The organism is Pseudomonas sp. GW821-FHT05H12, assembly GCF_059419385.1.
In genome coordinates this window covers 76,729-101,025 of record NZ_JBWKRS010000011.1, presented here as the reverse complement: position 1 = coordinate 101,025, position 24,297 = coordinate 76,729, and the positions used below count along the sequence as shown (strand labels likewise).

18 protein-coding genes are annotated in these 24,297 nt (G+C 61.6%); 10 read left to right on the top strand and 8 right to left on the bottom strand.

All coding sequences use genetic code 11. The features are described 5' to 3' along the window. Window positions 1-427 precede the first annotated feature (427 nt). From gcvH to AC07SU_RS12175, 6 genes are all read left to right on the top strand, one after another. Complete coding sequence (gene gcvH, locus AC07SU_RS12200) at window positions 428-811, top strand: glycine cleavage system protein GcvH (protein WP_494997153.1); 384 nt, start codon at window positions 428-430, stop codon at window positions 809-811. 9 nt (window positions 812-820) lie between these two features. Further along, on the top strand, window positions 821-3,673 hold the full coding sequence (gcvP, locus tag AC07SU_RS12195) for an aminomethyl-transferring glycine dehydrogenase (protein ID WP_494997152.1): 2,853 nt from the start codon (window positions 821-823) through the stop codon (window positions 3,671-3,673). Between the two features lie 188 nt (window positions 3,674-3,861). Beyond that, a complete protein-coding gene (locus AC07SU_RS12190; protein ID WP_457408817.1) occupies window positions 3,862-5,238 on the top strand; it encodes an L-serine ammonia-lyase in 1,377 nt (458 codons plus the stop codon). Between the two features lie 39 nt (window positions 5,239-5,277). Then, window positions 5,278-6,402, top strand: a complete 1,125-nt coding sequence (gene gcvT, locus AC07SU_RS12185; RefSeq protein WP_494997151.1) for a glycine cleavage system aminomethyltransferase GcvT — start codon at window positions 5,278-5,280, stop codon at window positions 6,400-6,402. A 394-nt stretch (window positions 6,403-6,796) separates the two neighbouring features. Further along, window positions 6,797-7,009, top strand: coding sequence for a cold-shock protein (locus tag AC07SU_RS12180; protein ID WP_034109143.1), 213 nt, complete (start codon window positions 6,797-6,799; stop codon window positions 7,007-7,009). A 95-nt stretch (window positions 7,010-7,104) separates the two neighbouring features. After that, a complete protein-coding gene (locus AC07SU_RS12175; RefSeq protein ID WP_176994294.1) occupies window positions 7,105-7,593 on the top strand; it encodes an RDD family protein in 489 nt (162 codons plus the stop codon). A gap of 120 nt (window positions 7,594-7,713) precedes the next feature. On the opposite strand, the gene nadA is transcribed toward AC07SU_RS12175, so the two are convergent. Continuing rightward, on the bottom strand, window positions 7,714-8,772 hold the full coding sequence (nadA, locus tag AC07SU_RS12170) for a quinolinate synthase NadA (protein ID WP_178925344.1): 1,059 nt from the start codon (window positions 8,770-8,772) through the stop codon (window positions 7,714-7,716). 414 nt (window positions 8,773-9,186) lie between these two features. Here nadA and AC07SU_RS12165 point away from each other — a divergent pair, with 414 nt between their 5' ends. Then, on the top strand, window positions 9,187-9,831 hold the full coding sequence (locus tag AC07SU_RS12165) for a response regulator (protein WP_494997150.1): 645 nt from the start codon (window positions 9,187-9,189) through the stop codon (window positions 9,829-9,831). Window positions 9,832-9,967: 136 nt separating this feature from the next. After that, window positions 9,968-10,342 carry a cell wall hydrolase gene (locus AC07SU_RS12160; protein WP_494997149.1) on the top strand — a complete coding sequence of 125 codons (375 nt, stop codon included), beginning with the start codon at window positions 9,968-9,970 and terminating at the stop codon, window positions 10,340-10,342. Window positions 10,343-10,363: 21 nt separating this feature from the next. Here AC07SU_RS12160 and AC07SU_RS12155 read toward each other — a convergent pair whose 3' ends face one another. Further along, the gene (locus tag AC07SU_RS12155) at window positions 10,364-11,056 is read right to left on the bottom strand and encodes a response regulator (RefSeq protein ID WP_494997148.1); all 693 of its coding nucleotides are present in this window, start codon (window positions 11,054-11,056) and stop codon (window positions 10,364-10,366) included. 462 nt (window positions 11,057-11,518) lie between these two features. Between AC07SU_RS12155 and AC07SU_RS12150 the strand changes: the two genes are divergently transcribed. Further along, window positions 11,519-12,703: a transporter substrate-binding domain-containing protein gene (locus AC07SU_RS12150; RefSeq protein WP_494997147.1), complete on the top strand. Its 1,185-nt coding sequence runs from the start codon at window positions 11,519-11,521 to the stop codon at window positions 12,701-12,703. Then, window positions 12,700-15,138: an ATP-binding protein gene (locus AC07SU_RS12145; protein WP_494997146.1), complete on the top strand. Its 2,439-nt coding sequence runs from the start codon at window positions 12,700-12,702 to the stop codon at window positions 15,136-15,138. The genes AC07SU_RS12150 and AC07SU_RS12145 overlap by 4 nt, the downstream gene beginning before the upstream one ends. A 17-nt stretch (window positions 15,139-15,155) precedes the next feature. Here AC07SU_RS12145 and AC07SU_RS12140 read toward each other — a convergent pair whose 3' ends face one another. The 6 genes from AC07SU_RS12140 to AC07SU_RS12115 all read right to left on the bottom strand — a co-directional run bounded on the left by AC07SU_RS12140 (window position 15,156) and on the right by AC07SU_RS12115 (window position 24,287). Further along, on the bottom strand, window positions 15,156-16,415 hold the full coding sequence (locus AC07SU_RS12140; RefSeq protein ID WP_494997145.1) for a hypothetical protein: 1,260 nt from the start codon (window positions 16,413-16,415) through the stop codon (window positions 15,156-15,158). Beyond that, window positions 16,412-18,463 (bottom strand): TolC family protein, encoded by a 2,052-nt coding sequence (locus AC07SU_RS12135; protein WP_494997144.1) that lies wholly within the window; start codon window positions 18,461-18,463, stop codon window positions 16,412-16,414. Before AC07SU_RS12135 ends, AC07SU_RS12140 begins: the two co-directional genes overlap by 4 nt. A 2-nt stretch (window positions 18,464-18,465) precedes the next feature. Further along, the gene (locus AC07SU_RS12130) at window positions 18,466-19,707 is read right to left on the bottom strand and encodes an HlyD family type I secretion periplasmic adaptor subunit (RefSeq protein ID WP_494997143.1); all 1,242 of its coding nucleotides are present in this window, start codon (window positions 19,705-19,707) and stop codon (window positions 18,466-18,468) included. Next, entirely contained in the window at window positions 19,704-22,112 is a 2,409-nt protein-coding gene (locus AC07SU_RS12125; RefSeq protein WP_494997142.1) for a type I secretion system permease/ATPase, read from the bottom strand. The genes AC07SU_RS12130 and AC07SU_RS12125 overlap by 4 nt, the downstream gene beginning before the upstream one ends. Window positions 22,113-22,307: 195 nt before the next feature. Further along, entirely contained in the window at window positions 22,308-23,228 is a 921-nt protein-coding gene (locus AC07SU_RS12120) for an OmpA family protein (RefSeq protein WP_494997141.1), read from the bottom strand. A 135-nt stretch (window positions 23,229-23,363) separates the two neighbouring features. Beyond that, window positions 23,364-24,287 carry an OmpA family protein gene (locus AC07SU_RS12115; RefSeq protein WP_494997140.1) on the bottom strand — a complete coding sequence of 308 codons (924 nt, stop codon included), beginning with the start codon at window positions 24,285-24,287 and terminating at the stop codon, window positions 23,364-23,366. Window positions 24,288-24,297: the final 10 nt, after the last annotated feature.

The window sequence follows — 24,297 nt, the reverse complement described above, 5'->3', positions numbered from 1 at the left end:
CCCCCCCCCCCCCCCCCCCCCCCCCCCCCCCCCCCCCCCCCCCCCCCCCCCCCCCCCCGGGCTCCTACAAAGGGTGCATTCCAAATTTCAGTCATGCATTCCAAATTTCAGGCATGCCTTCCAAATGCCAGGCGTGCATTCCAGATTTTGGTCTGAGAACGACATCGGCTGTACTGAAAGCGCTACAGCGTAACGATATCGCTACAACCCTGTTTTTTGCGCGCCATGCAAGGCTTTGATCCACATAGGCTTTTTTTCTTGCGCCTGAGTGTAGCGAAATCGCTACAGCCAAACCGCATAACGCTATAACCAATTTCTCTAAGTTATTGTTTTGTAACGATTTAATAACCTTGGCCGCGATTTTGCTAAGCAACTCCCCATTATTCCAATCCCGTCCACCAGACGAATCTGGCCCCGAGGAGTTTCCATGAGCGAGTTGCGTTTCACTGAAGATCACGAATGGCTGCGCGCCGAAGCTGACGGCAGCGTCACCGTGGGTATCACCGCTTTCGCGCAGAACGCGCTGGGTGATGTGGTTTTCGTGCAACTGCCGGAGTTGCAGGCCTACGAGAAAGGCGCCGAAGCCTCCACCGTGGAATCGGTCAAGGCCGCCAGCGGCGTGTACATGCCCCTGGCCGGTGAAGTGCTGCAAGTGAACGACGCACTCAGCGACAGCCCGGAACTGGTCAACGAAGACCCGATGGGCGAAGGCTGGTTCTTCCGCTTTAAACCGGCCGATGCCGGGGCGGTAGCTAAACTGTTGGATCAGGACGCGTACGACCGCCTGATCAAAGCCAACGCTGAAGCCTAGGAGCGCGCCATGACCGCACACTCTTTTTTACAAGACGTGACCACCGCCAACGAATTCATCGCCCGCCACATCGGCCCGCGCGCGGAAGACGAGCAGCAAATGCTCGCCAGCCTGGGCTTTGACTCCCTGGAAGCCCTGAGCGCCAGCGTGATCCCGGAAAGCATCAAGGGCACCAGCGTGCTCGGCCTGGAAGACGGCCTGAGCGAAGCCGAGGCCCTGGCCAAGATCAAGGCCATCGCCGGCAAGAACCAACTGTTCAAGACCTACATCGGCCAGGGCTACTACAACTGCCACACGCCGTCGCCGATCCTGCGCAACCTGCTGGAAAACCCGGCCTGGTACACCGCCTACACCCCGTACCAGCCAGAAATCTCCCAAGGCCGCCTGGAAGCGCTGCTGAACTTCCAGACCCTAATCAGCGACCTCACCGGCCTGCCGATCGCCAACGCCTCCTTGCTCGACGAAGCCACCGCCGCCGCCGAAGCCATGACCTTCTGCAAGCGCCTGAGCAAGAACAAGGGCAGCAACGCTTTCTTCGCCTCGATCCACAGCCACCCGCAAACCCTCGACGTGCTGCGCACCCGTGCCGAGCCGCTGGGTATCGACGTGGTGGTGGGCGATGAGCGCGAACTGACTGACGTCAGCCCGTTCTTCGGCGCCCTGCTGCAATACCCGGCGAGCAACGGCGACGTATTCGACTACCGCGCACTGACCGAGCGTTTCCACGCCGCCAACGCCCTGGTGGCCGTGGCCGCCGACCTGCTGGCCCTGACCCTGCTGACCCCGCCGGGTGAGTTCGGCGCCGACGTGGCCATCGGCAGCGCACAACGCTTCGGCGTGCCGCTGGGCTTCGGAGGCCCGCACGCGGCGTACTTCTCCACCAAGGATGCGTTCAAGCGCGACATGCCGGGCCGTCTGGTCGGCGTGTCTGTCGACCGTTTCGGCAAGCCGGCCCTGCGCCTGGCCATGCAGACCCGCGAGCAACATATCCGCCGCGAGAAAGCCACGTCGAACATCTGCACCGCCCAAGTGCTGCTGGCCAACATCGCCAGCATGTACGCCGTGTACCACGGCCCCAAAGGCCTGACCCAGATCGCCCAGCGTGTACATCAGCTGACCGCGATCCTGGCCAAGGGCCTGACCGCACTGGGCCAGAAGGTCGAGCAGGAACACTTCTTCGACACCCTGACCCTCAACACCGGCGCCAACACCGCCGCCCTGCACGACAAGGCCCGCGCCCAGCGCATCAACCTGCGTGTGGTGGATGGCGAGCGTCTGGGTGTATCGGTGGACGAAACCACCACCCAGGCCGATATCGAAACCCTGTGGTCGATCTTCGCCGACGGCAAGGCCCTGCCCGCTTTCGCCCGGACTGAAAGCACGCTGCCAGCCGCCCTGCTGCGCCAGTCGCCCGTGCTCAGCCACCCGGTGTTCAACCGCTATCACTCCGAAACCGAGCTGATGCGCTACCTTCGCAAGCTGGCCGACAAGGACCTGGCGCTGGACCGCACCATGATCCCGCTGGGCTCGTGCACCATGAAGCTCAACGCTGCCAGCGAAATGATCCCGGTGACCTGGGCCGAGTTCGGCGCCCTGCACCCGTTCGCCCCGGCTGAGCAAAGCGCCGGCTACCTCGAGCTGACCTCCGACCTGGAAGCCATGCTCTGCGCGGCCACCGGTTATGACGCGATCTCCCTGCAACCGAACGCCGGTTCCCAGGGTGAGTACGCAGGCCTGTTGGCCATCCGTGCCTACCACCAGAGCCGTGGCGATGAGCGCCGCGACATCTGCCTGATCCCGTCGTCGGCCCACGGCACCAACCCGGCGACCGCCAACATGGCGGGCATGCGCGTGGTGGTGACCGCCTGCGATGCGCGTGGCAACGTCGACATCGAAGACCTGCGCGCCAAGGCCATCGAGCACCGCGATCACCTGGCGGCGCTGATGATCACCTACCCGTCCACCCACGGCGTGTTCGAGGAAGGCATCCGCGAAATCTGCGGGATCATCCATGACAACGGCGGCCAGGTGTACATCGACGGCGCCAACATGAACGCCATGGTCGGCCTGTGCGCCCCGGGCAAGTTCGGCGGCGACGTGTCCCACCTGAACCTGCACAAGACCTTCTGCATCCCTCACGGCGGTGGCGGCCCGGGCGTTGGCCCGATTGGCGTCAAGTCGCACCTCACGCCGTTCCTGCCCGGCCACGCGGCCATGGAACGCAAGGAAGGCGCGGTGTGCGCGGCACCGTTCGGCAGTGCGAGCATTTTGCCGATCACCTGGATGTACATCAGCATGATGGGCGGCGCAGGCCTCAAGCGCGCTTCGCAGCTGGCGATCCTGAATGCCAACTACATTTCCCGTCGCCTCGAAGAGCACTACCCGGTGCTCTACACCGGCAGCAACGGCCTGGTGGCGCACGAATGCATCCTCGACCTGCGCCCCTTGAAAGACAGCAGCGGCATCAGCGTGGACGACGTGGCCAAGCGCCTGATCGACTTCGGCTTCCATGCGCCGACCATGTCGTTCCCGGTGGCCGGCACCTTGATGATCGAGCCGACCGAAAGTGAATCCAAGGAAGAACTGGACCGCTTCTGCAACGCCATGATCGCCATCCGCGAAGAAATCCGCGCAGTGGAAAACGGCACCCTGGACAAGGACGACAACCCCCTGAAAAACGCGCCGCACACCGCTGCAGAACTGGTGAGCGAGTGGACCCACCCCTACACCCGCGAGCAGGCGGTGTACCCAGTACCGTCGTTGATCGAAGGCAAGTACTGGCCGCCGGTCGGGCGTGTGGACAACGTGTTTGGTGATCGCAACCTGGTGTGCGCTTGCCCGTCGATCGAGAGCTACGCGTAACCGACTGACGGAACACAGTCCAATGTGGGAGCTGGCTTTTGTGGGAGCTGGCTTGCCTGCGATGCAGGCACCTCGGTCTATCAAGTAGACAGGGGTGATGCTATCGCAGGCAAGCCAGCTCCCACATAGCCCGCCTCCACAGTTGGACCGAGCACCTTCAGAAAATAATAAGAAACCGGAGAACAACCATGTCCCTCAGCGTGTTCGACCTGTTCAAGATTGGCATCGGCCCCTCCAGCTCCCACACCGTCGGCCCGATGCGCGCCGCCGCTCGATTCGTCGAGGGCCTCAAGCGTGACAACCTGTTGAGCGCCACCGCCTGCGTCAAGGTGGAACTCTACGGCTCGCTGGGCGCCACCGGCAAAGGCCACGGCAGCGACAAGGCCGTGTTGCTGGGCCTGGAAGGCGAACACCCGGACACCGTGAATACCGAAACCGTCGCCGCCCGCCTGGCGCAGATGCGCAAGGACGGCCGCCTGAATTTACTCGGTGAACACAGCATTGCGTTCAACGAGAAAGAACACCTGGCGATGATTCGCAAACCCCTCGCCTACCATCCCAACGGCATGATTTTTCGCGCCTTCGACGCCGCCAATATCCAGATCCGCAGCCGCGAGTATTACTCGGTGGGTGGTGGTTTTGTGGTGGACGAAGACGCCGCCGGCGCCGACCGCATTGTCGAAGACGCCACGCCCCTGACCTTTCCGTTCAAACACGGCAAAGACTTGCTCAACCATTGCACCACTTACGGGCTGTCCATCAGCCAGGTCATGTTGACCAACGAAAGTGCGTGGCGCCCAGAGGCGGAAACCCGCGCCGGGTTGCTGAAGATCTGGCAGGTGATGCAGGACTGTGTGGACGCAGGTTGTCGCAATGAAGGGATCTTGCCGGGCGGCTTGAAGGTCAAGCGTCGTGCTGCCGCCCTGCACCGTCAGTTGTGCAAGAACCCGGAATCCTCACTGCGCGATCCGTTGTCGGTGCTGGACTGGGTCAACCTCTACGCCCTGGCCGTCAACGAAGAAAACGCCAACGGCGGGCGCGTGGTCACCGCGCCCACCAATGGTGCGGCCGGGATCGTGCCAGCGGTGCTGCATTACTACATGCGCTTTATCCCGGGCGCGAACGAAGACGGCGTGGTGCGCTTTCTGCTCACCGCTGCCGCCATCGGCATTTTGTACAAGGAAAACGCCTCGATCTCCGGCGCCGAAGTCGGCTGCCAGGGTGAAGTGGGCGTGGCCTGTTCCATGGCGGCCGGTGCGCTGTGTGAAGTGTTGGGCGGCACGGTTTCCCAGGTGGAAAACGCCGCCGAGATCGGCATGGAACACAACCTCGGCCTCACCTGCGACCCGATTGGCGGGCTGGTGCAGGTGCCCTGCATCGAGCGCAATGCCATGGGTTCAGTGAAAGCCATCAATGCGGTGCGCATGGCGTTGCGTGGGGACGGGCAGCATTTTGTGTCCCTCGACAAAGTCATCCGCACCATGCGCCAGACCGGCGCCGACATGAAAAGCAAATACAAGGAAACCGCCCGTGGCGGTTTGGCGGTCAACATTATCGAGTGCTGACGCCCCAAGGCGCGCCAGCACGTTTTTCAGGAGCTGAATATGTCCACCGAAACCCTGTTGAAAACCCCGTTGCACGCACTCCACATCGAGCTGGGCGCACGTATGGTGCCCTTCGCCGGCTACGACATGCCGGTGCAATACCCGTTGGGCGTGATGAAAGAACACCTGCACACCCGTGATCAGGCCGGGCTGTTCGACGTGTCCCACATGGGCCAGATCCGCCTCACCGGCGCGAACGCCGCCAAGGCCCTGGAAACCCTGGTGCCGGTCGACATCATCGACCTGCCGGTGGGCATGCAGCGCTACGCCATGTTCACCAACGAACAGGGCGGCATCCTCGACGACCTGATGGTGGCCAACCTGGGTAACGACGAGTTGTTCCTGGTGGTCAACGCTGCCTGCAAAGACCAGGACCTGGCCCACCTGCGCAAGCACATCGGCGACCAGTGCAGCATCGAGCCGCTGTTTGAAGAGCGTGCACTGCTGGCCCTGCAAGGCCCGGCAGCGGTGAAGGTGCTGGCGCGCCTGGCACCGGAAGTCACCAAGATGACCTTCATGCAGTTCGCCACCCTGCGCCTGCTGGGCGTGGACTGCTACGTCAGCCGTTCGGGCTACACCGGTGAAGACGGTTTCGAAATCTCGGTGCCCGCCGCCAACGCCGAGAGCCTGGCCCGCAGCCTGCTGGCCGAGACCGAAGTACAGGCCATCGGCCTGGGCGCCCGCGACTCCCTGCGCCTGGAAGCCGGCCTGTGCCTCTACGGCCACGACATGAACACCGACACCACGCCAATCGAAGCCAGCCTGTTGTGGGCGATCTCCAAGGCCCGCCGTGCCGATGGCGCGCGCGCCGGTGGGTTCCCGGGCGCCGACCGGATCTTCACCCAGCAACAAGCCGGTGTGAGCCGCAAGCGCGTCGGCCTATTGCCTCAAGAGCGCACCCCGGTGCGTGAAGGCGCAGAAATCGTCGATGAACACGGCACCGTCATCGGCAGCGTGTGCAGCGGCGGTTTTGGCCCGACGCTGGGCGGCCCGCTGGCCATGGGTTACCTGGACAGCGCGTTCATCGCACTGGACACCGAAGTGTCTGCGTTGGTACGTGGGAAAAAGGTGCCACTACGTGTAAGTAAAATGCCATTTGTGCCGCAACGTTACTACCGTGGCTGAGTGACTGTTTCTATAAGTAACGCGGTTGCGTTAATGTGCACTAAACTGTAACGCAACCGCCATAAAACAGTGCATTGACGATAGTCAATGCACTAGGGAATAACCTATAACAAGTGATCAACTCTATCGAATAAGTGGGATCCACATTGTTGACCAAAGTGTCACAAAGCCGAGCAAAACCTGGGTCTTGGGCAGGGCTTGTTTTTTCTCCTTTAGTTGGCGTAGAGTTTGTTCACTGTGTTTGCATGGGTCGCTTTGAACCTGGACCTGGGCAGTAGCTGAAGTAGTTGTGCTACAACCCGTTCGACGTCTCTTACTTTCCTGCAACTCAGCCCAGTACTCTTTCATGCGAAAGGGGCTGTCATTAATTTTTAGCGTCAAAGGAAAGAAGAAAATGTCAGATCGTCAGAGCGGCACCGTCAAGTGGTTTAACGACGAGAAAGGGTTTGGTTTTATCACTCCAGAAAGCGGTCCGGATCTGTTCGTGCATTTCCGCGCTATCCAGGGCAACGGCTTCAAGAGCCTGAAAGAAGGCCAGAAGGTCACGTTCAAAGCCGTGCAAGGCCAGAAAGGCATGCAGGCTGACGAAGTACAAGCAGAAGGCTGATCCTTCCTGCGACAAAAAGCCCCTGATGGTGACATCAGGGGCTTTTTTATGCGCGTTTGTTCGTAGAATGACTTTTTTATTCTGAGAGCCCTGCCATGTCCAAACCCTTGCTGACCCCCCAGGGCGATTTCCCCGCCGTTGGCCTTGGCCGGCGTCTGGCAGCCATGTTCTATGACTTCCTGCTGTGCACCGCCCTGCTGATCGTCACCGCATTCCTCTACAAGCTGGTGTGGATGGCGTTTATCGGCGAGGCCAGGATGCGCACGCTCACCGAGTCCGGCGCACTGGACGGCGACCCGTTGCTGTCGACGATCCTGTTTTTCGTGCTGTTTGGTTTCTTCGCCAAATTCTGGACCCATTCGGGGCAGACCCTGGGCATGCAGGTGTGGGGTGTGCGTGTACAGAACGCCGATGGCTCACGCATCAGCCTGTGGCAGGCGCTGCTGCGCTTTGTGGTGTCGATTGCGTCGTGGCTATGCGTGGGGCTGGGGTTTATCTGGTCGCTGTTTGATAAGCGCAAACGCAGCTGGCATGACATCTACTCGGACACGCAGCTGGTACATATCCCCAAGCAAAAGAAGTAATTCCAGGCTAGCGAAGATGCAAATGTGGGAGCTGGCTTGCCTGCGATAACGTCAGTCCAGTCACTGCAATATTGACTGATAGACCGCTATCGCAGGCAAGCCAGCTCCCACACAACGAAGTCAGGCGTTACCGGCCAGCTTCAGTCGCGCAGCCTGGGTGAAGTCGAGCATGCGCTTGAGCGGGCGCACTGCATGCGGGATCACCGAAGGCTCCACGAAGATCTCGTTGCTGCCCTCACGCAGGCACTGCAACGTGCGCTCCAGGGTGTTCATCGCCATCCACGGGCAGTGTGCGCAACTGCGGCACGCAGCGCCGTTGCCGGCGGTAGGCGCTTCGACAAAAACCTTGTCCGGGCACAGCTGCTGCATCTTGTAGAAGATGCCGCGGTCAGTGGCCACGATGAAGGTTTTGTTCGGCAAGCGCTGCGCGGCGGCAATCAGCTGGCTGGTAGAGCCGACGGCATCTGCCAGTTCGATCACCGAGGTCGGCGACTCCGGGTGAACCAGGATCGCGGCGTCCGGGTACAGCGCCTTCATGTCCTCCAACTGCTTGGACTTGAACTCCTCGTGCACGATGCACGCACCGTCCCACAGCAGCATATCGGCACCCGTCTGGCGCTGGATATAGGTGCCCAGGTGCTTGTCCGGGCCCCAGATGATGGTTTCGCCGTTGTCCATCAGGCTTTCGACGATTTCCAGCGCGCAGCTGGAGGTCACCACCCAATCGGCGCGGGCTTTGACCGCCGCCGAGGTGTTGGCGTACACCACCACGGTGCGCTCGGGGTGCTGGTCGCAGAATGCCGAAAACTCATCCACTGGGCAGCCAAGGTCCAGGGAGCAGGTGGCTTCCAGGGTGGGCATGAGAATGCGTTTTTCGGGAGTGAGGATCTTGGCGGTCTCGCCCATGAAACGCACGCCAGCCACCAACACGGTCTTGGCCGGGTGGGCAGCGCCAAAGCGTGCCATTTCGAGGGAGTCGGAGACACAGCCGCCGGTTTCTTCGGCCAGGGCCTGAATCACCGGGTCGCAATAGAAGTGGGCGACCAGCACCGCGTCTTGAGCCTTGAGCTCGGCAGCGATGGCGGCGCGCAGGCTCGCCTCTTCTTCGATGCTCAGGGCCTTGGGCTGCTTGGCATCGAGGTGGGCTTGAACCAGAAGGCGTTCGGAAATGTGCGTCATGTTCGCAAGACCTGCAGGCGCAGTTGCGCGAAAGTCGAGTGTACCACCGGCTCTGGGCCCCTTCGGGCACCGCCGGACGAAGTGATTGTGTTCATCAAGCACGGGTGAAGCTGCGCAAGGCTACAGAATATCGAGGGGTTTCAAAAGCCTAAAAGATGCGCCCCAGACACCGCAGCCGCAAACCGCATCGCCTTTGCCCGTGGAGAGGTCGGGCGCCATAACGTTCTTTTGTAGAACTGCGCGAATCGGTGACGCAGCAGAAATCACTCAACGTTTATAAACATTTAAACCCCGCGCGCCTCAGCCTATACAAAAAACAAACTTAAGACTTGTCTCAAAAGCACTCTGAAAAATTGCCAATCTCGTAAGTAACGGTAAGAATTGCCTCAACTCAATTCATACCCGAGCCACACCGTGAACAACAGAACCGTAATCGCCGACAATCATCCGATCGTCCGCCTGAGTCTTCGTAAAATACTGAATGACCACGGGCACAAAGTTGTCGGTGAAGCCAACACTGCGAAAGACGCATTAGAGCTATGCGCCTCACTTCGCCCTGGCTTTTTACTACTGGATGTCGCACAACCCGAACTGGATGGCCTGCACTTGATCAGGCAATTAAATCTGCAAAGGATCCCCACGAAGATAGTGGTATTTACGAGTTTAGTCTCGAACACCATTACCGAACGCTGTATGTCAGAGGGTGCACACGGCCTGGTCTACAAGCATGAAGAACCGTCCAGATTAATCGATTCCATCCGAATAATCGCAACGGGGTACAACTACTTCCCGAACAGAGGGCCCGCCGCTGTTGGTGTGGAACATGACACCCGAAAGGATGAAAAACTGTTGAGTTCACTGTCCCTGAGAGAACTGTGCATTCTGCAAAGGCTGTCTTGCGGGCAAACTCAAAAGTCCATTGCCGAAAGCATGCACCTGAGCAACAAAACCGTGAGCACCTATAAAGCCAGGCTGTCATTGAAGTTGAACGCCAACACGACCATTGAGTTGTATGAAATAGCCAGGCGCAATGGGTTGTCCTTGACACATTCGGTGTAACACCCGCGCCGTGCTCACCCTAATTCACACGATTAATCAAAACACCCGCAAACTCCACCCGTAAAAGATAGGCGTGCACTTCTGCACCTTATTTATCTCAAGATCAAGGAGGTTGGATTGCACTAGAGGTCTATCAATGAACACCGCCAATACACTCTTGTGTTTAGCATTAAATATTTATCACGAGTCCCGTGGAGAGCCCGAAAACGGCCAAATCGCGGTGGCAAGCGTCACCATGAACCGCGCCGGCTGGCAGACGGAAAACATTTGCAGGGAGGTATACCGGGAACGGCAGTTTTCCTGGACGCACTCCAATGCCCAGCGCCAACCGAAGGAAGAAAAGGCGTGGCGCAAGGCCAAGACCATCGCGACGCAAGTGCTCAACGGAGAGCACAAGGATCCCACCGGCGGCGCCACGCACTTTCATGCCTCAAACATCCAACCCTACTGGAGTCGATCCTTTCAGAAAAAAATGCGCATAGGCCGGCATATTTTCTATACCGAGAACTGACCATCGGGCCAGGTGATCGCTTCAGATGTCCTTGAGGTGCAGGTGTAACTTGAACAGTTCCGTATCGGTGCGCACATTCAGTTTGCGTAATGCGGCCTGTTTCTGACCGCTGATCGTCTTGCGACTGCGCAGGAACTTGACGGCAATTTGCGAGACGGACATCCCCTCAAGGCAGCAACGCAGCACTTCACGCTCCTTGGGCGACAACGCAGGGTAGTTGACCAGTTGTTCAGAGCCCGAATCGCCTTCCTCAACCGACGCAGAAGTGGGTGTTTCGGGGGTTGAATCCAACTCTGAGGCCATGGCCGGCGAAAGGTACAAGCGGTCCAGCGCCACCGTGCGAATCGCGCGTACCAAGTGCTCAGGGTTCTGTGACTTGCCGAAGAAACCGTTGGCACCCGCGCGTATGGCCATATTGACCGTCGCGGGCCGTTCCATGGACGAAAGCACCAGGATGCGCAAGTCAGGATGATGGCCGCGCAACAGCTGAATCAGCCGCAAGCCGTCGAGTTCACCATCGCTCAATTGGTAATCGAGGAGCACCAGGTCGATTGCCTCTTCACGTAGCGCCTGCAGAAGCTGGTTACCTTGGGAATACACGCCGACGACTTTGATGTCGGACTCGGAGGACAAACGAACCGTCAGTGCGTCACGTATCAACGCGTGGTCATCCAGGAGCGCCACCTTGAGCGGTGAAACGACCGACCATCTCATCGTAAAGCCCTCCGGATACACACGAAATTGCGCGAATTACCTGACAGGTCATTCGCCATTATAAACACACACTATCCTAAGTCTGAGAGAAAAAAAACCTGGGAATAGCGATTCTGAGGATTCGACCTACAACCGCGAACCACAACATATAACATATTGATTTTATTGAAATAAAATAAATACCAGCACACTAATGCGGCATAAAACCGGTCAGTCTGGCGTGACTGCAAAGCCCATCGTTTTTTCCAGAAAAAAAGCGCTCAAACAGAGCCGCGGCACAGGCCAGAGACCGACAAAAGGATGCCAGAGGGAGATATTGCACAAGCGTGAATGCAGGCAGGGAGCTATGTTGACTGGTATTAAATCTTACAGAATAAAATGACGGAAACTACGGACGCTGATTTTTCAGGGCGCCCGTCCTACCGGGCTTGAACGTCAATGCTTCCTACTGGACCTGACACCTTGAAGACCTTTCAACGTTTGTTCGCCTGGTTAACGGGCACCTTGATCCTGTTGATTGCGACCTGCGCCCTGGCGCAACCCCGTGAGCCGGTGCAGCTGCTAGTCAACGCTCCCACCAACATTCCTCACGTCGAATTCGATACCCAGACCCGCGCCTGGCTCGCCACCGGCCCCGAAATCAATGTGGCGATCTGGAACGGCGCGCTACCGCCCTTGCACATGGGCTTCGACCAAAGTCAGTTCGAAGGCGTGGCGGCGGACTACCTGGGCGCCATACGTGCCGCCACCGGGCTGCGCTTGAAGATCTGGCGCTACCCCAGCCCCAAAGAGGCACGAGAGGCGCTGGCCCGAGGCGAAGTGGACCTGCTGGCGCTGCATGACATCACCCAAGGCCAGGAAGGTGCGCTGACACAATCGCGTCCCTACCTGCTCAATCGCAAGGTCATCGCCCGGCGTATCGGCGAAACCTTGCCGCCGACCGCCGACCTGGACGGCCAGAGCCTGGCCTACGTGGGGGACGACAGCGTCGGCGCGGCCCTGCATACGCAGTACCCCAAAGCCCGATTGATCCAGTACTCCAACCACCTGATCGGCCTCACTTCGCTGGTGTACAACCAGGCGGACGCCATGTGGATGGATGCAATTACGGCGGAGTTCATGATTCGCCTGCTCTACAACAACGACGTATATATCTCGGGCGACGCCCTCCCCCGCGCCTCGGCCGACATCAACTTCGCGGTCAGCGACCGCCAGCCGCACTTGTTGAAGGCGATCAACACCACCCTCGACGCCATCCCGCCCCTGGACATGATGCGCATCACCACACGCTGGGGCTTGAGCAACAACTTTGTCGTGGACCAACCGCCACTGGACCTGGATGCCGCCGAGACGGCCTGGCTGGCCAGCCATAAGACCGTCCGGATTCTCGTGGCCGGTGCCTATGCGCCCCTGACGTTTTTTGATGATCATGACGGGTTCCAGGGCCTCAGCGCGGACTTGCTGAAAATCGTCAGCCAACGTACCGGCCTGAAACTGGAGATCGTACGCAGCAACAGCATCCCCACCATGCTCAAACAGCTTCAGGACAATCAGGCCGACCTGATCGCCGCCCTCAGCATTGGCGAAGCGCGTCTCAAGCCCGAACAATTCACCCGGCCTACCTCATCAACCCGTTCGTGCTGGTGACCCGACGCTCGGGCACCACGCTGGACACCCTCGACGCACTCAACGGCAAACGCCTGAGCATTCCCACCGGCAACCCGCTGGCCAACTGGCTGACGCAGCACTACCCGCAGATCATCCAGGTACCGGTTCCCAATGCCGTGCGCGGTATCGAAATGCTCTCCAAGGGCGACGTCGACGCGGCGGTGCATATCCAGATCGGCGCCGATTACTTCATCAAGCAGCATTTCCAGGATGCCTTGCAGATCAGTGCCGTGATCGGTGAATACCCCGCCCGCATCGCCATGGCGGTCGGTGATGACGACCCGCAGCTCAAAAGCATCATCAACAAGGTGCTGCTGGGCATTCCCCCCGAAGAGCTCAAGACCTTGAGTGACCGCTGGCGCAACCATGCCGCGCCGGCCGTTTCCAGTTCGTGGAACGCCTACAAGGATGACCTCTACCCCATCATTGGCGCGGCCGTGGCGTTTGTCCTGGCGTTTCTGGTGTGGAACTACTACCTGCAGATCCAGATCCGCAAACGGCGCAGTGCCGAACGCGCCCTCAGCGACCAATTGGCGTTCAGCAAAACCTTGATCGACGGTTCCCCTATCGCGCTGTATGTGCGGGACAAGTCAGGGCGCCTGGCCCAGTGCAACCTGGCTTACCTGGAGTTTCTGCACACGACCCAGGATGAAGTCATCGGCAAGACCCTGAGTGAAACCGGCGTGATCTCGCCAGCGCTCAGCGTCCAGTACCAGCAGATCTATGCACAGAGCGAGAAGAGCCAGGAACCGACCTTCGCCGACCTGGACATCGAGATCGACGGCCAGCAGCGCCAGATCTACCACTGGACGCTGCCCTTCCAGAACGCTGCCGGTGAGTTCTCCGGGGTGATCGGTGGCTGGTTGGACATCAGCGAGCGCGAGCAATTGATGGAGCAATTGCTGCTGGCCAAGGAAGCGGCCGATGATGCCAACGAATCCAAGTCGACCTTTTTGGCGAGCATGAGCCATGAAATCCGCACGCCCATCAGTGCGCTGATCGGGCTGATCGAGATGCTGCGGGTGCGCGGTGGCACCCCGGAACAGCTGGACGAAAACCTGCGGGTGGCGCACCTCTCCGCGCAGTCGTTGCTGTCATTGATCGGCGATATCCTGGACCTGTCGAAAATCGAAGCCGGCGCGATGCACCCGTTGCATCGTCCCACCCACTTGATCGAACTGCTGGAGTCGGTGCACACCCTGTTCGAGGTCAATGCACAGAACAAACACCTGGGCTTCGACCTGCGGGTCGACGCCCATGACCCGCTGGTGATCATCGATTCGTTGATGCTCAACCAGATCATCGCCAACCTGATCAGCAACGCGATCAAGTTCACCGAACACGGGTCGGTGACGTTGTCGCTCAAGCAATTGCCGGATGACGCCACCACAGGGTTTTGCCGCTATTTGATCGAGGTACGCGACTCGGGCGTGGGCTTGAGCGAAGCCGCGAAAAAGGCCATTTTCGAACCGTTCGTGCAGGTGGCGTCCGGCACCCGTAGCGCGCGCGGCACCGGCTTGGGCCTGAGCATTTGCACACGCCTGGCGGCGTTGCTGGACGCCCGCCTTAGCGTCACCAGCACGCTCGGCCAAGGCTCCTGCTTCCAGCTGGAGTTCGCCGCCGAGCGCACCCAACTTGCGCCCGCCTCACAACCGGCGCAAGCGCCCGGCACACCGAACCACCGCCTGAACATCCTGGTGGTCGAGGACCACGCACCCAATCGCTTGCTGCTGTGCCAGCAACTCGAGTTCCTGGGGCACCGCGTGGTGCCTTGTGACGATGGCGAAACCGCCCTGGCCGAATGGAAGCAGGCCGACCCGCCCTTCGACCTGACCATCACCGACTGCAATATGCCGCTGATGGACGGCTATGAGCTGACCCGCCAGATGCGCAACCTGGAACAGGACCGGGCCATGAGCCCGCACCCCATCTTTGGCCTGACGGCCCATGCCCAGTCGCAAGTTATCCAGGACTGCCTGGATGCGGGCATGACCCAGTGCCTGTTCAAGCCGACCGGCATTGAGGCCCTGGCCCAACACATCGGTGCCGTCTCTGCCGAAGCGGCCCGGCGCGCCGGTGCGGCCAACGCGAGTGGCGGGGAATTGCAGAAGCTTAAATTCCTCGCGCCCGACGCGTACAAGCCCCTGGTCGAGCAATTCATCAATGCCAGCTACGAAGACCGTGCCAGCTTCAAGGCGCTGCTGAGTACCAACGACACCCGGAAAATCGGCACGCTGACCCACAAAGTCAAAGGCGGCGCCTTCATGGCCGGCGCCCAGCAACTGGTCGAGGCCTGCACGCAGTTGGAAGACCTGCTCGAACAAGATCCGCCCGGGGCGTATCACCCGCAAGTGGAACGCGTCATGGCGGTGATGCAAACCCTGGAACAACAGTTGTTGGCCGAGATTGCCTAACGCCGGGGCACTGGCGGCTAGTCCGTCAGTTCCACCCGCCACTGCCCGGCGCTGAGGGGCGCCGCGACAAAAAACGGCAGGTCCGCCGACCAGCACTGCGCGTGTACCTTCGAATGGTAGCGGCACACTTCCTGGCCCGCCTGATCGAGTACACGCCAGCCCTGGTATTCACCACAGGCCTTGGTGCTGGGGCCACGGATCGCCTTGAAACTCGCATTGCTGCCCACATGAAAGCGCTCGGTCTGCCAGCGAATCGGGGCATGCGCCGGAAACGGCTGGGCGTCATGAAAATCGAACCACTCATCATGGTTCAACACGCTCTGGCGCAGCATCGGCCACACCTGCTCACGCAGGAACAACTGGTCGGCAAAGCGCGTCACGTCGGACTGCTGCGCCAGCCAGGCTTGCATCAGCGGTTTCAACGCAGGCAAACCGCCACGGCAACCGCCCCACAGCCCCGCCAGGATCAATTCGGTGTGGGTGAAATAATCGCGCATATGGTGAAACCAGCAGGGGCTCGCCAGCCACTGCTCGACGGCCACTTGCTCACGCTCAGACAGCAGCGAGTCCGCATCGCGGATCAGGTAGCGGTCTACCTCCGGGTCATCCACCACCAGGAAACGCCACATCAACGGGTGCACACCGTCACGCGCCGAACCGCTCATGTCGATCACCTGGGCGCCGGCCGCCAGCAGGCGTTGCCGGATCAGCGCCGGCACGCTGTCATCCAGGTAGACACGGCAACGCCACGCGGGAAACAGCTCCCGGGCCACCTGCACATTGGCGACAGCCGACTCGCAATAGCGCGGGCTGTCACCGAACAAGGTGTAGGCGATGATGTTGCGTTCAGGCGCGCCCGGCTCAAAGGCCGCCGGTGCAGCCGCTCGCGGCCCCGGCTCGACGGCATGGCCGTGGCGTGCGTCGGCACGTTCCAGTGAAAGCTTGCCATAGGTGCGTATGTCGTCGTACAAGCCCAGGCGGCCGCAGACCTCAGCCAACCCATCCAGCCACGTAGCGCTGGCCTGGGCTTGCAAGGCGGGCGGTGCGTTGAAGATCCGCAGGTACACCGCGTGCGCCTGGCTGAAATGATTGAGCCGCATCAGGCACAACGCGTAATCCGACAACACGCCCATATGCTGCGGCACAAGCTTCAATGCGCCTTCGGCCGCGCCCAGCCCCGTGGCAAAGTCATTGCGTGCCATGGCCGCCTGGAACGCCTGGGCGCAGTGCTGAAACTGCTGGGCCGGGCTGGAACGCTTGTGTTTAGCCAGGCTCATCGTGCTTCCCCACGCAACCAGGCGCCCAGCGCACCAGCGCCGGCGTACTGGCGCAAAATCGCCTGGTAACCGTCGAAGCGGTTACTGATCTCGCTGACGCGGTTGCCGTAGTGATCGGACTCGGCCGACAACACGTCGAGCAAGGTACGTTTACCCAAGTGGTACCACTGCTCGTAAAACGCCACGCGAATGCCGTCCGACTCGTTCGTCAGGCTGCGGTACAACTCGGCACGCTCCAGGAAGGTCTTGGCCTCATGGTTGGCGGTGCGAATGCCGTATTCCAGGTCCAGGCGCTGTTGCTCGGCCGTTTGGCGACCGGCTTCAGCGCGCTGCAATGCCGCGCGTTCCGAGGCGCGGGTGGAGCCGCCCCGGAAGGCGCCCCAGGACAACGACAAATGGGTTTCCCACGGCTGCTCACGGCCCAAGGCATCATCAGCCGTGGACTTGTTGATCACCCAGTTCAACTGCGGCAAGGACGATGCACGCGCCACCTTGGCCTGCAATTCGGCAGACTCGGTCTGCTCCCGCGCCTGATTGAGCGAGGGATGGTTGTCCACCTTGCCCAGCAACGCATCGAGGTTGGCCAGGCGGATGTTCCATTGCGGGGTGCGCGGGATCGGGATTGGCCGGTCACCCACCAGTTTGCGCAGGTTGATCTCGGCATCCTTGGCTTTGGTATCGGCCGCATCGCGTGCCGCCTGGGCCTGCAACTGGCGTGACTTGGCCTGGGTCAATTCACTGGCGCGGCCTTTGTCCACGGCGACGATACCGGCCAACATTTTCACCAGCTCGTTCATGCGATCAACGTACTGCTGGCTGAGGTCGACGATCAGGCGTTGCTTGCCCAGCTCGACGATACGGTGGGTCACATCGAAGGCCGATTTTTCCAACTCGGCCTCAATGGCCGAAGCGGCTGCCGCCGACAGGTGCCGACGACTCTCGATGGTGCTCTGGATACGCCCCCAGTCATACACGGGGGTGACGATGCTCAAATTGATCCCGGTACTGCCCGAGCTTTCGTTATCCGACGAGCCGCCGAACTTCTTGGAACCGGCGGTGGTGCTCAGGTCGACCTGGGGCCAACGCTGGCCCTTGGCTTCATCGATGTCGGCGTCGGCGGCATACTGCTCGGCCACAGCGGCCTGCACCTTGGGGCTGCGCTCGGCAGCGGCGCGCACGGCCCGCTGCAGGATCTCGCGCAGCTCGAATTCCGACGGACCTACGGCAGTGACCTGCCGCATCGCCACAGACTCAGAAACGCCCAAGGTGGCCAAGGCCGAAACCCCCGGCAGCTCGCCGCTGCGCGAAGGTGCCACGTTCACCGTCGAAGGCGCACGGGGGGCCGGCTTCGCCACGCTGTTGGCGTCCACCTTGGAAAACGACAGTGCTTCGCTGCGCGACGACACGGGCCGCGCCGGTGGTGTATAGGCCGTTGGCGCTGCCGGCTGGAACGTCACCACCTCGGCGCGACGCGGTTCGGCTTCGCGCACCACCGCAGGACGTGGCGGTGGCGTATAAGCCTTTGCCACTGCGGGCTGGAACGTCACCACTTCTGTGCGACGTGGTTCAGCTTCACGCACCACCGCAGGACGCGGCGCTGGCGTATAAGCCGTTGGCGCTGCCGGCTGGAATGTCACGACTTCTGCGCGACGCGGTTCGGCTTCACGTACCACCGCAGGACGCGGCGGTGGCGTATAAGCCGTTGGCGCTGCCGGCTGGAACGTCACCACTTCTGCGCGACGCGGTTCAGCTTCACGCACCACCGCAGCACGCGGCGGTGGCGTATAGGCCGTTGCCACTGCCGGCTGGAAAGCCAACACTTCTGTGCGACGCGGTTCGGCTTCGCGCACCACCGTACGCACGGCAGGACGCAGATCCCTCCCAGGTGCAGCCGCTAAAAACGCGAGGAATTCATCGGCCTGGACCGACACGCTATGCAACCCAACCGACAGGCTCCAGACCAGTGTGGCCAGCAGGCTCAGGCGAAACGCCGGCGCAGCCGTGCCCTGTGCCGACGGCATCGGCCGTCGGTCATGTGTGTAAGTCATGATCATCTCTCCCGGAAGGCTTCGCGCGCCTTGAGCACGGGCTTGAGCAGGTAATTAAGAATGGTCTTTTCACCGGTACGGATTTCCACCGATGCCACCATCCCCGGAATGATGGGCAGCGACTTGCCGCCCGCCGTCAGCTCACTGCTGTCGGTCAACACCAGGACGCGGTAGTAGGTGTCATCCGGGCGACCCGACGCCGCCTTCTGGTCGTCCTTGAGGGTGTCCGGGCTGATGTGTTCCACCCGGCCCTTGAGGCCGCCATAAATCGCGTAGTCATACGCCGTGATCTTCACGGTCGCCGCCAGGCCCGGGCGCAAGAAGGCCACATCCGAAGGGCGGATCTTGCCTTCCACCAGCAGTTGTTCTTCCAGGGGCACGATCTCAAGGATGTGCTCACCCGGCTGGATGACCCCGCCAATGGTGCTGACCCGCACGTTCTTCACGGTGCCACGCACGGGTGCGGTGATGGTGGTGCGGTCACGGATATCCGCGCGGCCAATCAGGTTTTCGCTGATCTGCGACAGCTCCAGCTCCAGCTTGGAAAGCTCGGAGTTGGCGTCTGCCTGGAACTTGTTGGTGCGCTCGACGATTTGCGACTTGATGTCGTTGGCCGAACGGCGAATACGCAACAGCTCCACTTCCGACATCAGGCCCTTGGCCGCCAACGGCTCGGCCAGGCGCACTTCACGGGTCGACAACTGGTAGCTGCGCTCCAACGCACTGATGCTGTCGTTGAGGGCACGTTTGCGCGACTCGTAGGCACGGGTTTCCTGGGCCACCACGTCCTTGTCTTGCTTGACCTGGTCGTCGAATTGCAACGGCTGGGAATACGCCTCGGAACGCAATCGCGTGATCGACGCTTTCAGGCCAATGACCTTGGACAGCACTTCGCGGTAGCTGGACTCGGCGCGGGTCGGGTCGATGCGCAACAGCACGTCGCCCTTTTCGACGATGGCGCCTTCACGCACATTCATGTCCAGCAGAATCCCGCCCTCCAGGCTCTGGATCACCTGCTCGCGGCTCATGGAAATAATCTTCGCTTCGCCCAGGGTGATTTCCTCGACCCGTGCGAAGTACGCCCACACCACACCGATCACCAGCACAGCGGCGATGAGGTACAACACCAGCTTGGAGCCGGGGGTGGTCTGGGACAGCAACGACTCTTTGACATCGTTCATGAACGCGGCATCGCCGGGTTCGAGGTTGGCCTTGGGTTGACGGCCGAAAAGTGTGCGGATCACGGGGCTACCTCGCCTGTCGCGGGGCCTGAAACAGGAGAGACCGCGGGTCGTGTTGCGTTGTTCGTTGGCACCTGAGTGCGTGGGGTGATCTGAAACGCCGGCGCTTCTGTTGCTGGCGCCCGCACCGGCGCCGGGGCTGGGCGCGCCCTCGCCGGCGCCGCCTTGGCCGTTGCCTCTGTGGGCGTTGGCGTCGGCGCAGCTTTTGCGGCGGGCTTGCCCGACAGCGCCTCAAGAATCTGTGCCTTGGGGCCATCGGCCACGATCTTGCCGTCGTCGACCACCACGATGCGGTCCACCAGCGCCAGCAATGAAGGGCGATGCGTCACCACCACCATGGCCTGGCCTTCGGTGGCACGCTTGAGGTGGTCCAGGAACGCCATCTCGGTCTGTGTATCCATGGCACTGGTCGGCTCATCGAGCAGCAGCATTTTTGGCCGCGCCAACAGGCTGCGCGCCAGGGACACCAACTGCCGTTGACCGCCCGACAAGCCCTCGCCCATTTCGCCAATCGGCAGGTTGATGCCTTTGGGGTGCTTGGCGGCAATGTGGTCCAGGCCGGTGAGGCGCAGCACTCGCAAGAACTCCTCGGCGGTGGCGTCGGGGCGGCCGAGCATCACGTTTTCACGCAGCGAGCCGTAGAACAGGCGTGCATCCTGGCCCACATAACCGACGGCTTTGCGCCAGTCGGCCGGGTCGATCTGGTTGACGTCCAGGCCATCGGTGAACATCTGCCCTTCGACCGGCGCGTACAGGCGGCCCATCACCCGCAACAGCGTGGACTTGCCACTGCCGATGCGGCCCAGGATCGCCACGCGCTCACCGGGCGCAACGGTCATATTGATGCCTTGCAGCACCGGCGGGTTGGGCTGCATCGGCGGTGCCGGGTACGAAAAGCCGACGTTCTTGAGGGTCAACTGGCCCGACAGCGGCGGCTTGGACAGGTACTGGCCTTTAGGGTCGCGGTCCACCGGCATGGCCATCAGGCCATTGAGCGAACCGAGCGCCGCCTTGGCTTGCTGGAAACGCACCGCCAAACCGATCACCTGGCCCAATGGCCCGGTGGCGCGGCCGGCGAGCATCACGGTGGCGATCAGGCCGCCCATGCTCAGGTCACCGGCATCGATCAGGTACACACCGATGATGATCAGCACCACGGTCTGGATCTGTTGCAGGAACGCCACCACGCCGGTTGCCAGGCTCGACAGCGAACGCGACTTCATGGACGTGGCCGCCGACAGCGCGCTGAAGTTTTCCCAGCGACGCTGCATGTAGGCTTCGCCGCCCACGGCCTTGAGGGTTTCCAGGCCTTCGACCGACTCCACCAGCACGCCTTGCTTGAGCGCGCCTTCGCGCATGTTCTCTTTCATGGTGCGCGCCAGTGGCCACTGGATGATGATGCTGATGATCAAGATCAGCGGGATCAGCAACAACGGCACCCAGCCGAGCGGGCCGCCCACCACAAAGATCACGCCGACGAACATCAGCACAAACGGCAGGTCGGTGAGCGCCGCCAGCGTGGCCGAGGTGGCGAAGTCGCGCACCGATTCGAACTCGCGCAACTGGTTGGCAAACGAGCCGGACGAGGCCGGTTTGTTTTCCATGCGGATCGACAGCGCCTGGCGGAACAGCATCGTGCCCAGCACCAGGTCGGCTTTTTTACCGGCCACGTCGAGCAAGTGCGCCCGCACATAACGTGCAATCGCTTCGAAGATCATGGCGATGGAGACGCCGATGCCCAGCGACCACAGCGTGACGAACGCCTGGTTCGGTACCACGCGGTCGTACACGTTCATGGTGAAGAAAATGGTGGCCAGGCCCAGCACGTTGATCAGCACCGCGCCGATGGCCGCGCTGCGGTAGTAGCTGCGATAGCGCCACAGGGTGCTGAGCAACCAGTGGCCGGCCGGGCGCGGGGTTTCATCGCCGGCGCGCAGGTCGACCTTGGCACGAGGCTTGATCAGAATCGCGTGGCCGGCGTACAGCGCGTCCATGCCGGCCTGGTCCAGTTCCACCGGCTCATCACGGCTGACTTCCGGCAGGATCACCTGGTAGAAGCAGGCGCGCTTGCCTTCGGCGTCGTTGCGCACTGTGCGGCCGAGCAAGACGCAGCCGCCCTGCTCCTTGCGCAGCAGTAAGATCGGCACCAATTGCTGGGGCAACGCCTGCGGGCGTCGCTCCACCAGGCCAGCGGTGAGGTCGGCTGCCGCCAAGGCGGCCAGCGCCAGCGACGGTGCCAGCATGCCACCCTTGGGCAGGCCGGCGGTCAGCGCTTCGGGGCTTTTGCCCACGCCGTAGTGATCACAGATCCACGACACGCTGTCGAGCAGCGTGTCCTGGACCGTCGTTTGAGTGGCGGGCAACACGGGAGGCTGCTCGCTTGGGCCAACAGGCGCGTCAGTAGTCATCACAAGAGTCCTGGGCCGCCGGTGGCGACCGCGTTGAAAATGGATGTCTCAAGGCATGCCCAGCGGAGTCGGCGGGCCTTGGAAACCGTTAGGAGAATTCTGACTAGATGGCCTGCTTCTAAGAATAAGACCTGTCCCAAAAGGGCTGCCTCCACAGCCCTCACGGGCAGGTGTACGTTGCACTCACAACGCGTCTCAGGGGCGACCCAGTTCCACTTTCACCACCACACGCCGGTTCGGCGCATAGCAGGCAATTTGCTGCGCACGGTTGCCGTAGCAGCTGTACACCACCGGTTCACGGTTGCCGGCGCTGGAAGCGCTGACGATGGATTCCGGAATGCCTTTGTTGATCAACAGCTGGCGCAGCGTGTCGGCGCGCTGCTGGCCCAACTGCTGGTTTTTGGCTTCATCACCGATGGGGTCTGTATGCCCGATCACCTGAACATTTTTGACCTGTGCATCGTCCTCATGCAGGTCGTTGATCAGGCGTGCAATGGCCTGGTGCCCGGCTTTGGAGATATCCCCCGAGCCGGCTTTGCCAAACGCAAACAGCACGTCGCTGGACAGCGCGTAATGCTTGAAGCGCGACGTGTCCACCAGGTAGTCGTAATGCCGGCACGCTTCGACGGACGCGGCGCGGGACACCGCGTGCACTTGGGTGCGCGAGGTGGTGAGTTCGGCCTCGGCCGCATCGCGAGCCACAGGCAGCGGGAAGGTGTTGCCGTCTTCGCGCACGCGCAGGTAGTAGGTCTTGCCGCCTTGCAAGGTGGCTTGGTACAGGTCGCTGTGCTTGCCTTTGTAGGTCGGCATGTCGTCCAGGTAAGCGCCCAGGGTATGGGTGCCCGGCGCCACGCAGAACGTGGTGTGGCCGCCCGGCAGCAGGCCGGTGTGGAACTCACGGTCAACGTAGATATGGGCCGCGCCCTTGCGCTGCACCCCGCCCAGCGCGCGGTAATACACCACCTGGGCCTGGTCGTCGCCGATGGCCGCGACCGGCTCGTAGGTGGCATCGAACACTTTGCCCGCCACGGGTGCCGGCACATTGGCCAAGGCCGGTAAATTGAACAAGGCTGCGCCGATCAGTACGGCGGCTCGGGTCCTGTTAAGTAAAAACATGGGCGTCACTCCGCCGTGGCCACCAGCGAACCGGTGACGGATTATTGAGTCGAGAAAAAGGCCGCAAACGCACAGCGCTTGCGGCAAAGAACGGGAACCCCGAAGGCCTCCCGGAGCGGGCTTTGCGTGAGGGCCTTACTGGCCGCTCACGTCCACGCGGACCACCACACGACGGTTTGGCGCGTTGCACGCCACTTGCTCGGCCTTGCTGCCGTAGCATTCGTCGGTGACCGGCTCGCTGCTGCCGGCGCTGCGGGCAACCACGGCGGTTGACGGAATGCCACCGTCGATCAGCAGGCGACGTACGGTTTGCGCACGCTTGAGGCCCAGGGCCTGGTTAGCCTGGTAGGCACCGATCGGGTCGGTATGGCCCACCACGACTACGCGGTCGAGCTTGGTGTGTTCGCGGTTGAGCTGGGTGACCAACTCCAGGATCGCCACACGACCACGGCTGCTGATGTCCTGGTAGCCGGACTTGCCGAAGGCAAACAGCACGTCGCCGGACAAGGCGTAGTCCTTGAAGGCCTCGGCCGGTTTGTCGACGAAGTTGCACTGCTGCACCTTGGAGGCACGGGACAGCGCCTGCACCTGGGCACGGCTGCCGGCCAGCTCGCGCTCGGCGTCGGCACGGGTCACGGCCAATGGCGCGCCGTTGCCGTTTTCACGGACCTTGAGGAAGTAGGTCTTGCCGCCTTCCAGCTTGGCCGAGTACAGGTCGGTGGTCTTGCCACGGTAGCTCGGGGCATCACCAATGTAGGCACCGAGGGTACGGCTGCCTGGCTCCACGCAGAACGCGGTGTAGCCGCCTGGCAGCAGGCTGGTGTGGAACTCGCGGTCAACGTAGACGTTGGCCGAACCGCGCTGCTGAGCATCGGTACCACGGTAGTAAACCACTTGGGCCTGGCCGTCGGAGACCGGGGCCACCGGCTGGTAACCATTGCCAAACGACTGGATGGCCGCCGACTGGTAGGTGTATTGCTGTTCTGCGTGGGCCAATGGCATCGCGCAGACGGCCGCCGCGAACAGCGCAGCGGTAAGGGTGTTGTGACGTGCAAACATGATCAAAACT

Excerpts from the sequence above, each read along its gene's own strand:
- gcvH (WP_494997153.1), top strand. The coding sequence starts at position 428 with ATGAGCGAGTTGCGTTTCACTGAAGATCACGAATGGCTGCGCGCCGAA.
- gcvP (WP_494997152.1), top strand. The coding sequence starts at position 821 with ATGACCGCACACTCTTTTTTACAAGACGTGACCACCGCCAACGAATTC.
- AC07SU_RS12190 (WP_457408817.1), top strand. The coding sequence starts at position 3,862 with ATGTCCCTCAGCGTGTTCGACCTGTTCAAGATTGGCATCGGCCCCTCC.
- gcvT (WP_494997151.1), top strand. The coding sequence starts at position 5,278 with ATGTCCACCGAAACCCTGTTGAAAACCCCGTTGCACGCACTCCACATC.
- AC07SU_RS12180 (WP_034109143.1), top strand. The coding sequence starts at position 6,797 with ATGTCAGATCGTCAGAGCGGCACCGTCAAGTGGTTTAACGACGAGAAA.
- AC07SU_RS12175 (WP_176994294.1), top strand. The coding sequence starts at position 7,105 with ATGTCCAAACCCTTGCTGACCCCCCAGGGCGATTTCCCCGCCGTTGGC.
- nadA (WP_178925344.1), bottom strand. The coding sequence starts at position 8,772 with ATGACGCACATTTCCGAACGCCTTCTGGTTCAAGCCCACCTCGATGCC.
- AC07SU_RS12160 (WP_494997149.1), top strand. The coding sequence starts at position 9,968 with ATGAACACCGCCAATACACTCTTGTGTTTAGCATTAAATATTTATCAC.
- AC07SU_RS12155 (WP_494997148.1), bottom strand. The coding sequence starts at position 11,056 with ATGAGATGGTCGGTCGTTTCACCGCTCAAGGTGGCGCTCCTGGATGAC.
- AC07SU_RS12140 (WP_494997145.1), bottom strand. The coding sequence starts at position 16,415 with ATGAGCCTGGCTAAACACAAGCGTTCCAGCCCGGCCCAGCAGTTTCAG.
- AC07SU_RS12135 (WP_494997144.1), bottom strand. The coding sequence starts at position 18,463 with ATGACTTACACACATGACCGACGGCCGATGCCGTCGGCACAGGGCACG.
- AC07SU_RS12125 (WP_494997142.1), bottom strand. The coding sequence starts at position 22,112 with ATGACTACTGACGCGCCTGTTGGCCCAAGCGAGCAGCCTCCCGTGTTG.
- AC07SU_RS12120 (WP_494997141.1), bottom strand. The coding sequence starts at position 23,228 with ATGTTTTTACTTAACAGGACCCGAGCCGCCGTACTGATCGGCGCAGCC.
- AC07SU_RS12115 (WP_494997140.1), bottom strand. The coding sequence starts at position 24,287 with ATGTTTGCACGTCACAACACCCTTACCGCTGCGCTGTTCGCGGCGGCC.